The 14,588-nt window shown below is 42.0% G+C and carries 7 protein-coding genes; all 7 read right to left on the reverse strand.

The window, feature by feature from the left end:
- Nucleotides 1–159: 159 nt before the first annotated feature.
- On the reverse strand, nucleotides 160–2,094 hold the full coding sequence (locus DV942_RS07720) for a RagB/SusD family nutrient uptake outer membrane protein (RefSeq protein WP_145856562.1): 1,935 nt from the start codon (nucleotides 2,092–2,094) through the stop codon (nucleotides 160–162).
- 12 nt (nucleotides 2,095–2,106) lie between these two features.
- Nucleotides 2,107–5,196: a SusC/RagA family TonB-linked outer membrane protein gene (locus DV942_RS07725; protein WP_145856564.1), complete on the reverse strand. Its 3,090-nt coding sequence runs from the start codon at nucleotides 5,194–5,196 to the stop codon at nucleotides 2,107–2,109.
- Between the two features lie 948 nt (nucleotides 5,197–6,144).
- Entirely contained in the window at nucleotides 6,145–8,109 is a 1,965-nt protein-coding gene (locus DV942_RS07730; RefSeq protein ID WP_145856566.1) for a sialate O-acetylesterase, read from the reverse strand.
- A gap of 134 nt (nucleotides 8,110–8,243) precedes the next feature.
- A complete protein-coding gene (locus DV942_RS07735; protein ID WP_145856568.1) occupies nucleotides 8,244–9,800 on the reverse strand; it encodes a glycoside hydrolase family 43 protein in 1,557 nt (518 codons plus the stop codon).
- 313 nt (nucleotides 9,801–10,113) lie between these two features.
- Nucleotides 10,114–11,796 carry an endo-1,4-beta-xylanase gene (locus DV942_RS07740; RefSeq protein ID WP_145856570.1) on the reverse strand — a complete coding sequence of 561 codons (1,683 nt, stop codon included), beginning with the start codon at nucleotides 11,794–11,796 and terminating at the stop codon, nucleotides 10,114–10,116.
- 13 nt (nucleotides 11,797–11,809) lie between these two features.
- Nucleotides 11,810–12,778 carry a DUF5627 domain-containing protein gene (locus DV942_RS07745; RefSeq protein ID WP_090981725.1) on the reverse strand — a complete coding sequence of 323 codons (969 nt, stop codon included), beginning with the start codon at nucleotides 12,776–12,778 and terminating at the stop codon, nucleotides 11,810–11,812.
- Nucleotides 12,779–12,809: 31 nt separating this feature from the next.
- A complete protein-coding gene (locus tag DV942_RS07750; RefSeq protein WP_145856572.1) occupies nucleotides 12,810–14,570 on the reverse strand; it encodes a RagB/SusD family nutrient uptake outer membrane protein in 1,761 nt (586 codons plus the stop codon).
- Nucleotides 14,571–14,588 lie beyond the last annotated feature (18 nt).

Genomic DNA, 14,588 nt, shown 5'->3' on the forward strand with positions numbered 1-14,588 from the left:
TAAGCTATTGAAGTAACAGGTTAGCAAGTGGGATTTTTATTTCGGAATAGTGATTTTATTTGCCCAAAATCTTCTGGTCGCAAAAAAGGCAGGCACTTTTATAAAAAACGAATGAGCGACATCAATTGACGCCGCCCACCCAACTAAACCAAAGTATTATTAATATCCAGGATTCTGGTACGCTTTCTTTTCATCTGCACTCATCTGCATTCCGTCTATTTGCGCCTGAGGGATAGGACGTAAATATAAGTTAGGCGTAATGGTACGGGTTACGGTTTGTGGCGTGTGATCGCCGTATGCAGTTCCTGCGATGGTATAGGTAGCAGCAAGCTCGCTCCATTTCTGGGTACGGATCAGATCGTACCTGCGGTAACCTTCAGCATAATACTCTCTTGAACGTTCGGCCAAAATATAATTAATATCTATTGTAGCCGGGGTAGCCGCAACCATCGCTGCACTATTATCTGCAACTTTAGCCACATTTCCGTTGTTATCGAAACGCCATTTACCAGCTCTTGCACGAATTACATTAATGAGTTCGCGTGCGCTTTTACCAGCTTTGGTTGTTGCTCCTTTCACCGCTGCTTCGGCTGCAACAAAATAAAGCTCGGAAAATTTAGCTACCGGAAACGGGCGCGTACTACCTGCGTTTGGTTGTCCTAAACCTGTGCCATTATCGGTACGGTAAGGACCTAATTTCCAAAGCCCAGGGTAAACAATTCTGCTGATTCCGCCAGGAGCAATCACATAATCAGCTCTTCCGGGCAGAATACCGGCGCCTACACCACTCACTCCAGCACCCGTTGGGTAAGCGATTGTGGCATCATCTGTATTTAGAAAACTTAGTACAGCATCTCCCGGAACTACAGATAATCCGTTTGCGTTAACCAATGATGCGGGTGCACTTGAAGGTGGGTTGTAACCCTTAGGCCAGTTACCCCTGTAAACCGTGGTGAAAGTACCATCATATCTCGAATCGAGTGTTTTATCGGCAAAGGTATTTTTCAATACTTCAATGGTTGGTGCCATACGGTTCCATGGACGGCCTAAGTGCTGTTCTGCCTCGCGCTGAACGGAACTGATACCTCCGCTACGGATATTGGTGTAATTCCAGGTCATCATCCAACCTGCAAAATTATCTGGCGCACCACCGCTTCCAAACGTTAAGCTACCACCGTTAAATTTTTCGCTTGTTTGCGTATGGTCGGCATATAATAATGTTTCCTTGTTACGGTCATTCACCGCCCAGTTAACATCATAATAGGTATCCATCAGCCCAAATGTACCTGGATTTTCGATTGCTGCAGTAGCAATATCGTAAGCCTGCTGAAAATAATAATTAGCATCATGCCCATCAGGGTCAGTCCTTGCAGATGCAGGATAGGTTGGAATATTATTTGGATTTTGTAACCACCATGCATAAGTTAAATAAGCTTTTGATAAGAATAGCTGTGCAGCTACCTTAGTAACACCACCGGTAACCCTTCCTGTTGCAGGCAGGTCCGCAATAGCTTTTATAAGATCGGGAAATACCGCTTTTGTATATACAACCGGTACCGTATTTCGTACGGAAGTTCTAACCGGATTGGTGTTAAATCTCAATTCGCCGGCACCCAGGTCAAGCGGAACGCCACCGAAAGTTTGTACCAAAAGAAAATAGTCGAAGGCGCGGAAAAATCTGGCTTCGGCCACCAAGGCATTTGATATCCCTGCTGCACTGGCATTTTCGATGATACCACTGGCATTGTTGATGTTTGGAAAGGCTTCACTCCACAATATACTGCTCGGAAAACTAGTTGATAGGATGGAACCCACTCCAGAGCAGTCCATATCTTTAAAGTTTCCGTCAGCATCTTTGCCCCAGGTAGCCTCATCGGTTCCGGTGATTAAAGAATTGTAAAAATAAGCCTGCCCATAAATATTTCTTAAGTGGGCATACATTGAAGTTAGTCCACCGTTTACGCCTGTTACCGTTTTAAAATAATCGGGTGTAAAAGTGCTGCGTGGTTCTTCTTCCAAAATTTTAGAACAACCTGAAAAGATCACCATCAGTAACCAAACAGCTGCGACGGTTTTTAATTGTATATTTTTCATATCCTGTTTATGCTAAAATGTTAAATTAAGACCTGCAACGTAATTGCGGGTTGAAGGTGTATTGGTACCAATTGTTAAAATTCTTCGCTGATAAGAATTTACTGCCTGGTTTTCATCTCCATATGAATTTGTTTCCGGATCCATACCCGACTCCCTATGGTAAGGAGAGAACATGACGAAAGGATTTTGTACGGTTAGATACGCGCGAAGCCTTACATTTGAATTTTTGATCAGGTCTCTGTTAAAATCATAACCAAGAGAAATCGTCCGTATTTTAAGGAATGAAGCATCAAAATATCCCAATGTGCTTCCGTATTTAGGGTTATCGCCACTGGCTATACCTCCTGGTTTAGGATACTTGGCATCTGTGTTATCAGGTGTCCAATAATCTACCTTAACATTATTTCTACGACCAGTTAGTAAGTTCAGGTAGCCTGCTGATCCATAAAGTGTACTCACCAATGTTCCGCCGCTTTTAAAAAGTCCGACTACATTCAGGTCAAATCCCTTATAGGCAACCCTGGTATTAAAACCACCGGTAAATTTTGGGTCAATATCGATAATTTGTCTGTCTGCAGCGCCTATGGCTCTTGTTGGAACTCCGTTTGCATTATAGTCTCCGGTGTACTTCACTTTAATCATCCCTACGTTTCCACCTGGTTCAAGCACATTTAAGTAAGGATCACCTGCCTGCCATAATCCGATTTTTTCATAGTCATAAATGGCATTGATATTATGACCAACAAACCATGCATTTCCTTCATCGCGGGTCTGTCCGGATGCCAGGGCGGTTAGTTTGTTCCTGTTTGCGGTAATATTGAAGCCTACATCCCAGGTCCATCCACCTTGATTTTCAAGGATGACCCCATTAACACTCAGCTCCCAGCCTTTATTCTGGGTTTGGCCGATATTAGCGGTATAGCTGCCTACCCCCGCAGTTGACGGTAATGCCACGCTAAGCAAAATATCTTTAGTTTTGGTGTCATAGTATTCAAATGTTCCGGAAATACGGTTTTTTAAGATTGAAAAATCCAATCCATAGTTCCATGTTTCAGAATATTCCCATCCTAAACCAGGACTTGGAAGCTGAGACACATAATATCCGGTTGCATAAGTATTATCGCCAAAATTATATGGGCGGGTACTCAACAGTCCGAGCGTTTGATATGGAGCAACGGCCTGATTGGAAGTTTGTCCGTAACCAACACGTATTTTTAATTTATCAATTACGGAAATGTTTTTCATAAAAGATTCATTCATCATGTTCCATCCTACAGAAACCGCAGGATAGGTATGCCACTTGTGGCCCGGCGCCAAACGCGATGACGCGTCAGACCGAAGGGTGGCACTTAATAAGTACTTATTATCGTATGAGTACATGATCCTTCCCATGTAAGAAATCAAACCGGTAAGGGTATAGTTACCGTTGCCAATTGTGATTTCGCCATTGGCTTGTCCCAGGTTATAAAACTGAAAAGCTTCAGCAGGAATATCCCTGGCACTCATAGATGAAGAATTGAATTTATTTTGCTCCGCAGAATATAAAGCAACCGCATTGAAAGTATGTTTTCCAAAACTGCGATCGTAGGTCAGTAAATTCTCCAATGTCCAGTGGTAGGTTTGCGCGTTACTTACTCCGGCAGTAGAAGGTGTAGTGGCTGTAGTACTGCCCACCCCAACACCAGTAAAGTTACCATTGTTGCTCTGGATAAAATCCAATCCCAGGTTGGCACGGTACTTCAATCCTTCAACCCAAGGAATTTTAACCTCACCATATAATGAATTATAGGTAGCAAAACCACGCGTTTCATTCAACCATTTGTCATGCAAATCCTTTACAATACCATTGGTATAAACAAAAGCTTCATCTTGAGGCATTCTAACGGTGCGTTTTAAACTACCATCTGCATTATAAGGATTTGAGATCGGAGTGTTACTCAAGTTGCCATAAATACCAACCTGATTACCTTCACTGATATTGTAGTTATTGTTGGTGGTAAATCCAACACGAAAAAGCTTGCCGATTTGCTGATCAAGCGATGCTTTCATCGAATACCTGGTGTATTGCTGCGTTGGAATTAAACTCTGGTTTTTGTAATACCCACCACCAAAGCTATAGTTGCTGGTTGCAGAACCACCGGTTACACCTAAATCATGACTGGTTACAATAGCACTTTTGTTATAAAAAAGATCCTGCCAATCGGTATTTATATCATTGGATTCATCCACACCAAGCGTTGTAAATAGCCCTGCGGCTTTCCTCAATGCAACAAATTCAGGTCCGTTCATCATCGGATATTTTGCAAACAAGGTTTGTAAACCGGTATAGGTGTTGTAAGAGATCTTAGCTGGCGCTCCAACCTGCCCCCTGTTGGTCGTTAATAAAATTACCCCATTGGCACCTCTGGAGCCGTAGATAGCCGTTGCAGATGCATCTTTCAAAATATCGATACTTTTAATATCGTTAGGGTTAATATCACCTATCGAGCCCGGAAATGGAATCCCATCCAACACCACAAGCGGATCATTACTTGCCGAAAGTGAACGCTGACCACGGATCAGGATCTGCATGGTTGCACCTGGTTTGGTTGAAGTTTGGGAAATATTAACACCTGCCAAACGTCCCTGAATAGCCTGAGCAATATTGGGTGCCGGCACTTCACGGATTTTTTCTCCACCAATAGAGGCTACAGAACCTGTAACAGCTTCTTTGCGTTGAGTACCATAACCTACCACAACCACCTGGCCCAACTCTGCTGCGCTCGGCTGAAGGGTTACATTTATGGTGCTCTGACCTTTTACCGGAACCTCCCTAGTGGTATAACCTACATAGGAAAATACTAAAACGGGGTCTGCCCCGGTAGTGGTGATGGAAAAACTTCCATTACCCTGCGATGAAGTACTGGTATTGGTTCCTTTTAAAACAACACCAACACCTGGCAGTGGATTACCTTGTTCATCCACAACCTTACCTTTTACCACAGTTTGTGCCTGTGCAATAAAAGCTGAAAATATCATTGTTGCCAATAACATCACTTTGGGGAGATACCTGAAAAATTTCCAGCGCGACGTTACACAAAATTGTAAAATTTCACTTCTCATAATTTATGGTTTATAATGGTTAAAGAATAAGAAAGACAGCTCCATCGATCGAAACAATCAACAAGTGTAATGTCAAATTCACTCGCCAAAAATCAGGGGACGACACCTTGTCTGGTCAGTTCTTACTTATGCTGTGATAAAGTTATTTACATTGCCCATCCGGTCCTGATTTGAATGTGCATATTAATAGAATAAATGTTCAAATTGAGAGGGCGCTATTACGACCATATAAGACACAAAAATCAAATACAAAAGCAAATCATTTATAAGACAAAAATTTGCTAACGAAGTGAACCCTCGTGTTTAACCATTGGAAAGTCGATTTAAAAACCGCCTTTAAATATTAATAAAGCCAGTTTTAATCCAAAAAAAGATCTGATTACACTTGTTTGAAAAGCAGACTTAACCTTTAATTAAGCGTGCTAAAATCCAGAAAAATGGCTGATAAAAGGTTACAAATAGGAGAAAACAGGATAAAAATCAATCTTATGCAATCGGTTGAATTTTTATTTTTATTTTAAAAAAAAAGATAACTAAATAACCATATTATTACTATAATCATCAAACTTATCCTACAATCACACAGCCCTATATAATGGTCGTCCTCTCGACCGAAGCCACGCGAAGTGGAGAAATCTTTGTACTAAACTATTAAAATCAGATTTAAAAGATTTTGCTTCGCAGAGCCTTCGGGTTCTCCACTGCGGTCGAAATGATTTTTTCTATGAGAGATTCTTTAGCAACCTGGTGCCATTAATCATTCACATTAATTTATAAAATAAATTATCCCGCAGTACGACAGCGAGATGCTATGCATATTTCTGATAAAAATTTAAATAGGCTAATTCTTAAAGTTCATAGCCACGCTACGGCCAGAAACAAAAGAATTTCCACAACTAAAGCTAACCTTTGCTATCGTTCCGGGCAGAATTTTCAGTTATACATATGCTATTTATTCACTTCCGCTTCAAAAGGTGAAGCCGGCAAACCTGCTTTATTGTATAAATTAGCGCGATCCGGATTATCTGCCCACGCATAGCGAACAAAGGCTGGCTTTGAAACCATGGGGCTCGAAAGTACAACGGCGTCTCCTGCAATCCTGGCCCGGGCCCAATAAAAAACCTTATCTTCTCCTGCAAGGGCGAAACCGATCAGTTTGTCGGCTCCTTTTATCATTAACCCAGGTGAACTGTGGTCAAAATTTATGGTTAGGTCAGATCCCTTTAATTCATTTGATTTATAAATAGGGCCTGAATAAGTAAGCTGATCATGGTAAGCTAAATGTTCGGCCCATAGTGCCAAACGTTCACCCACGTCTTTTTTATCGAGCGGATGGATATCATTCCATTCGCCGGCATCAATGGTTACCGCCATTCCCGTATTGGGTACAGAAAGTGTCTCCAGCTGACTTTGCCTAAACTGTGCCCAATTACTTTCTTCGGGCAAGTAGTTGGCTTCCATAAAATTAGGAAGCTGTGCATAAATAAAAGGCAGATTACCCTGCTTCCATTTATTACGCCAGTCTTTTATTAGCGCAGGCAATAATTGCCTATATGCTTTCGGATTTCCGGTATTCGTTTCTCCCTGATACCAAACAAAACCTTTTATTGCAAATTTTACTGCGGGTGAAACCATCGTATTAAATAATCCGGTTGGCTCGTTCTGTGCAACCAAAGGCATTTCGGCATCGGCGCGGAAACCCTGGTTTTGCTTTGGTTGGGCATAGCCCACTTCAAAACTCCATTCTCCACGTAAGTCTATTTTTTTATCGGGCGTTAACAAAGAATAATTTTTATCGGGTACAAAGCCGCCTTTGCCACTGTTGCTGATGACTTTAACAATAAGAATATTTTTTCCTGCTTTTAACAGTCCTGCAGGAACAACATACCTGCGGGGTGGATATTGATAGGTGGTATTGCCAATAAATTGACCATTAAGGAATACCGAATCTGCATCGATAATGCGGCCCATATAAAGCTTAGCCTGCTTTCCGCTCATTTCTGCAGGGATTTGCAGTTCTTTTCTGAAATAAAGAATTCCGTTGATGTTCCGTATTCCCTGATCTGCCCAGTAACCTGGCATCCAAAATTTTCGCCAGCCGCTGGCATCAAAATCCGGATCAATCCATTTTACAGGGCCTGATAATCCTTCATCAACTATTGTAGCTGATGTTGATGGCCTGGCTAGGTTTTTCTCTTTAAGTTTTTTCTGGTAATTGGCCATAAAAGCCGAATCCCTGAAATTATTTATTTTTCTGAGTTGTTCAGGATTCGTCAAAAATGCATCACGACTCATCCAGGCCTCAATAGGAGTACCGCCAACGCTCGAATTGATGATGCCAATAGGAACTTTGTATTTTTGGAAGAGCGTTTTGGCAAAAAAATAACTGGTTCCCCCGAAACTTAAAATATCCGCTCCTGTAGCTGGAAGCCATTTTCCGGGAGGAAGATCGGCAGATTCTCCTGAAAGGTTTGCTTTGGTTGGAACGAAAAAATTTCTGATCATTGGAAAGTAATCCTTCTCAATCACCTGCGGATAAGCTTCTTTTAAACGCTCCATGGGTAAGGCCATATTAGACTGCCCTGAACAAAACCAAACATCCCCCAACATAATATCTTCCAGGATTATTGTATTTTCACCTTTGATCATCATTTTAAAAGGGCCGCCAGCTTTCATTTTGCCCATTTTAACAGCCCATGAGCCCTGATCATCGGTAATAGTCTTGTATGTTTTTCCGTTAAAACTGACGGTTATTTTTTCTTTTGCTGCCGCCCAGCCCCAGATCGTTAGATTGGTTTCGCGCTGGAGCACCATGTGGCTGGATACCAATTGTGGTAAAGTAATTTTGGCAGAAGCCGGAAAACTGAAAAGCAGTAGCCATACCCAGCTGCATAAAATGAATTTTGTTCTCATATTCTAATCAATTTCCAAAACTATCTAACCACGTCTAGCTTTTTTTTGCCATTTGCGTATAATACAGCCAATAATGTTCAAAATTGTTTATCCCGGCAGAAGTAGATCCACATCATATCTTTAAACGAGCTGGCCTAGTTAACCTTGATATGGAAATAATCAAAATCTGCGTGCCCGCCAATTTGTTCCGTTGCATAATTGAAAAGACCAAAGCGATAACCCATAAAGTGCGGAATGGTGTAAGCCATTTTTAGTTTTTCGCCAACGGTATTCCATGATTTACCATCTAAACTGTAAGCGAAAGAAGCCAGGTCACGACGATCCGTAAAATCACAACTTACCCTTAAATAAATTTTTTGCTGTTTCAATGGAATTTTGATGCTTTCAGTCGGCTGCGTATCGTTTACTGTATTCACTACGATAAATAAGCCTTCTTTTAAAGATTTAACGCCAATCCAGCCATACTTTTTCTGAAGCAGTAACATCCCGGTGCAATCGCCAACCTTCATATTTTTCAGATCGATGCTGGTTTCGGCTGAACTTCTCGGCCCTACGGTTCTTTGGGTAAGCGTATTTCTGGCAGAGAGCACGGAGGTATCAATCCTGGAGGTTTGAATGGTTAAATAACCTTTCCTTTTGGTGAGCGACCAATTGGCATGATCCGGATTATGATTCCATTGCCAAACTTTTTTAAGCCCCTTCTCTTCTCCTTTAACGTCAAAATCATCAGAATCTATAATACCAGGAATCAGGCTTTGGTTTTTAGCCAGCTGAAGTGTATCCGGAACTTTCGAATTTACGCCCAGAACCGGCCAGCCCTGTTCCCATTTTACCGGCACAAGATAAGGAATCCGCCCTACTGCACCATAATCGCGAAAAAGGTAAGAAAACCACTGTCCTTCAGGGGTACTGATCAACCCACCCTGTGCAACACCTTTGTCCTGAAGGCCGATTTTTCCCGTGTATGGCCCCATGAGTTTGTCGGCCTTATGGATAATTACCGTACGCATACTATTTCTTGGCCAGGTAATATTAAACAGATAATATTGGTCTTTTACCTTAAAAAGTTGAGAACCCTCAGCAGGCAAACCAGGATTGTTACCAGCCACCTGAGTGGCATTTTCGATCAATACCTGAGGGCTCGTACCAGTTTTTATGCCGGATAAATCGGCATTTAACTCGGCAAGCATAATTTTGCCTGCGCCATAAACCATAAATACCCGGCCATTTTCAAAAAACAGGGAATGATCGTGAAGTGCAGGACTAAAGGCAGACCTTTTCCAGGGACCTTTTTCAATATCTGTAGTAGAATAGATGTAGGTTTTGTTGGTAGTACCAGAAAAAGTACTTACATAAAACCGGCCTTCATGATAACGTAAACTACTTGCCCATGATCCTCTTCCATAATCATTTTTGCCGTTAGTTAAATTTAGCTGGTCAGTATTTGCAAGGGTATCATATACATAAGTTACCATCTTCCAGTTGACCAGGTCTGCAGACTTCATAATCGGAAGACCCGGACTCATGTGCATGGTGGTACTACTCATGTAATAGGTTTTTCCAACGCGAATGATGGATGGATCGGGTACATCGGCAAAGATGATGGGATTTGTAGCAGACTGACTATGGGCTGTAAAACAAGACAATCCACTTAAAAGTACAACACACAGATAAAATACAAGGTTTTTCATAACTGGGGTAAATGAATTTATTGAAGAAGCTGAATCATATAAAAATATGCTTAAATAAGTCTTTTTTCAAACTATTAAAAAAAGTGTTCGTCATCTCGACCGAAGCAACGCGGAGCGGAGAGATCTTTTGAACCCTGTTAACAAGGTTTAGTTTCGCTGAGTAAGATTCCCGCATGCACGAGAATGACGATTTAACTTTTGGGTGATATATCTCAAAAGATATCGTCATTCCCAACCAAGTCGGAAATGACGATTCTTCGGGGAGAGCTATATCGTTAATGCTTTTGCATAAAAACTATGAATGGCAAAAAGCTTATTTGCCTTTAAGGGCTTCTGCAACACCTACGTAAGCGGGTTTACGTACAAAACCTCCTGTCCACAGTCCAATTGGCTCATCAGGTCTCCAAAATGAACTGGCTGGGCTATCTAACGGACTCCAGATGGTAATGCCATAACGTTGAGCAGGCGGAATAATCTCAAAATACTTATCAATCACATATTTATACATATCTGCCTGTGCTTTGTATTCTTCTTGTGTCACAGCAGCTGTCTTTTTATTCGAAACCCCGAGATCCAGTTCAGAAATCTTAATTAATTTACCTGTGGCCGCCAACAGTTTAAACATTTCGACTATTTTCGTTTTATCGTTTTCGGTACCCATGTGCATTTGTGTACCAATACCGTCCACCTTCGCGCCTTTGCTTTCAATATATTTTACATACTCAATCAATCCCCTGCATTTATCAAGGCTAGTTTCTAAACCGTAATCGTTTATAAAATGAATATCAGTTGCATTACCATATTGGCGTGCAAGTTTAAAGGCAGTCACAGCATAATCTTTGCCCAAATAATCCTGCCAATAAAATTCATCAGCAGCTATATTCGTTTTACCTACACCTGTCTTCAACAGTGAGGGGTCCGGCCAGTCAGACATTGGCTCATTAACCACATCCCATGCTTTTACGCTGGCTTTACTAACGGCGAGCATTCCGGCGATCCATTTATCAAGTGCAGCTGTTAAAATAGCTTTTTTCTCATCAGCTGTTTTTTCAATGATCTTATCGCCCCCATTTGGATTTACCCTGTTAATGGAGATTTTATCCATAGAAATTTTGCCGGCATAGGCACCGAAGCTAAAAACCAAACGTGTTCTGTCACCGGCGGTAATGGTTTTTTCCAATTGTACAAGTTTCCAATCCGTTGAAATATTAAAAGAGCCAAAATCATCTGCTCCATAACTTTTGGTTTCCTGTGCTGCTACTGAGGCTGCTCCGGCAACACTGCCTTTAACATAAAAGCTGAGTTTATAGGTTGAAGCGTTTTGAAATGGAGTAGTGAAATCCATGGCCGTCTGTGCCTCCCAGGAATTAACAACCTTAGGATTAGACATATTGAGTGCATAGCCCGTGCCGCTATAGCCATCACCCTTTGCCGAAACTTCCCTAACAGAACTATTTCCCCAGCCAAACCAACCTGAAATATTTCCCGATTCAAAGTCACCATTGCTAATCAGGTTGTCCTCAAGTGCCGGTCCGCTGGTTCCTTTAATAACTGTAGGTGCAATTAAACTATTAAGGTACTTGGCATTTTGATTGGCATGCCAGCAAAGCGTATGCCCATACACTTCCATATTTGAATTTTTAGCATTTTCCAGTAATTTCTTCGTATTATCAAAATCCATACTGCCATCATCTTTCACAATGGCGCCGTGTTTCATTTCATAACCGATTACAATCTGGTTGAAATTACTGTTCGCCAGGCGATACAACACCCCTTTGTTATTGTATTCGGTAAGTGATGTGGCTACCCCCAGTTTAAAATTCGGATTGGCAGACCAGTTGAAATAAGATTTTAATGCACTATAAGAATCAATCTGTTCCTGCGCAGCTATTGATGCAGGTTTTTCAACAGAAAAATCAAGTGCTTCATGCTTTTTGCATGATACCGATAAAACCGGAATACCGATGATTAAGGCAATTTTATAAATATTTTTCATCTTGATTAACATTTTATTTTTTAACCGGATTAAAGGTTTCCATGGTTACGCCGCGGTTACGCATCACGAGTGTATCAGTAGTGGCTACAGACATGTCCGTAAGATCAATGTTGTAATTCAGATAAAGGGCATCCCGATCGGTATTTCCCCAGCTGTTCTTTTCTCCCCGCTTGATAAATTTACCATTTCCGCTGGCTGTAAACGTGTTATCGGCAGCAGATACTGTACAGTTGCCTGAATCATCGAAAGTAAGCAGCAATTTGCAGGTGATATTCCTGTTATCTTTATCTTTAAATACGGCATTAAACGTATTGGACTTTAAGGAAGTAGTTACCACCTGATTTACCTCATCACTTTCAACAAATGTCATGTGTCTGCTAACGGTTTTATTTAAACTGGTATTGCCGTTTTTACCGGTAATTACATCTTTACCTCGGCGCAGGTAATAGCCATGCCAAGGGTTGATGTATTTAATGGCATATAAGGTATAGTTCTTGGCCTCCAAAATCTTATCAGCATTTTGCACCGAAGTCATCCGAAGCGGAATAACGTACGTATTTTTCAGCGCAAGCGGGTCGGCAAAAAATGCATCGGTAAGCTGTACCTGCACCCCACCGGTAATTTTACCTTTAGGTATGGTGATGGAACCACCCTGAATACTGTAGTAGTTTGCAGGCATGGCCACCACGTTTCCGGCGCCGCCAAAAGTAAGGTTGCTGGCCAAAGAATTATCTACGGCCACACCAATACTTACATCATTTTTAACTTCATACACGCCACCTGTGGTTGCCATGATTTCGCAACGGTGCTGGTTGTCAAGAGAAGTATCATATAAATCTTCACCAAGGGTAATGGTACGAACAGGGCTCTGGTAGGCAAAATATACAGTTTGGGTTCCGTAATCAGGAAATTCCCACTCCTGATTTTTGCATGCTCCTAAAAACACGGCCATTGCCAGCAAAAATTGGATTTTCTTTTTCATTTTCTTTAAATTTTAATCCTGGTATTGAGAACTACCAGCCTGCGTTCTGGATAAGGTTATTATACTTTAAAATTTCGCTATACGGTACCGGTCCATAAATCATGTAAGGCTGATACACGCGATTTTCTACATTAATCGGGGTAAATGTTGTTCCGGTAATGCTTGCTCCCTGGGCCACCTCATTCAGGCTGGCATTCCACCTGCGCAGATCCCAGAAACGGAAGCCTTCAAAACACAGTTCCAGACGGCGTTCGTTGCGGATCAGTTCTCTCATTTTAACCTGATCTGATTTGATCGATTCGAGGTAAGCATCGTTATTATTGGTACCTACACCTGCTCTCCTGCGGATAGCCTTAATTACATCGTAAGCTGAATAAGCATTGGTGCCGCCATTTAAAGGCCCCCAGGCTTCATTCGCAGCCTCAGCATAAGAAAGGTAAATTTCTGTATACCGGATCCGTGGGTTATAATGTTTCTGATTGGTGGTTGATGAAGGGTTCAGGTTCACATCCTGTCTGAGGAGTTTTCGCATGTAATATCCGGTACGGGTAGAAGTTTCAACTTTATTCAAAGCATCATTCGTAGGCCCGTTAAGCGTTGTATTAATAGCGCTACCAGCAGTTCCTGCTGTACCACCATTCACCAGGATGTACAATTTCAACCTTGGATCGCGGTTATCGTAAGGATTGGATGCCGAAAAACCGCTATTGGCGTCTGCTATCGGATAGCCGTTGGCCATTGGGAATGCATTCACCAGATTTTGTGTCGGATTGATCCGGCCGCTGCCAAAGAGTGTTGGGGGAAAGTTGTTTCTTTCCAGGTCATTGCTATTGCCCACATCACTCCGCCATAAAATTTCAGAAGGGTTTACACCCGATGCCAATCCATCAATACCGGCATCTTTATCATACCATTTAATGTCGTTCGCAGTCAGGTTTACCAATCCACCCCTTAAATTGATTACAGCGGCAGCATCATTTGCTGCTTTTTCCCATTTGGCAAGCGTTGAAGGATTAAATGCCGGACTTGCAGCCAGCAATGAGGCTTTAGCGCGGATGGCTTTTGCTATACGTGCTGTTACACGCCCCCTGAAATAATAGCCAAAAACCCGGTTATAGTTATCTTTTCCTACTCCCGAATATTTAGCAGGTACCTGAGCATCACTGGCGATATCCTCAAAATCAGTAGGCAGCAGTTGCTCAGCCATATCCAGATCGCGATAAATTTGCTCCATAGTTGCATCAAATGTGGCTCTGGGTTTATTGAAATCGGCATCCTGGCTTTCTGGTTGCAATACAACAGGAACACCAAGCAATTGCCCGTTATTTCCTTTACCGGCATGCGCCTGCAGAAGGTAATAATTAAACATGGCACGGAGTGCATAACCCTCTCCTTTCATACGATCGTTAAACATGCGGTTAATATTGGGTTCAACGGCCCATTTCACCTGGTCTGTTACCGAGAAAAACAGGTTGAGGTATTGTATAGCAGCACGCGAATTGGTCCACTGGGAAAGTGGATTGTTTATCGCCGTCCATTGCCCGGTAGCAATTTTCAGGTAAGCATTATTGCGGTCATTGCTTACGGCATCATCAGTCGCTACATCATTAAACGACCAGCTATTAGTGGGTATGCGGGCATAACCGTTCAGCAGTAAACCCTGTGCATAGGTTGCATTGTTGTAAGTGCTTTCCAGATCGAGATTGTTCTCGATTTCAGGTTTTAACATATCCTTGCAGCCAACAGAGAAAAGCAGTACTGCCAAACCGATCAGAAGTTGTATTTTTTTCATATCTATTTGTTATCAGGG

Source organism: Pedobacter suwonensis (genome assembly GCF_007833675.1).
In the GTDB taxonomy this organism is placed as follows: domain Bacteria; phylum Bacteroidota; class Bacteroidia; order Sphingobacteriales; family Sphingobacteriaceae; genus Pedobacter; species Pedobacter suwonensis.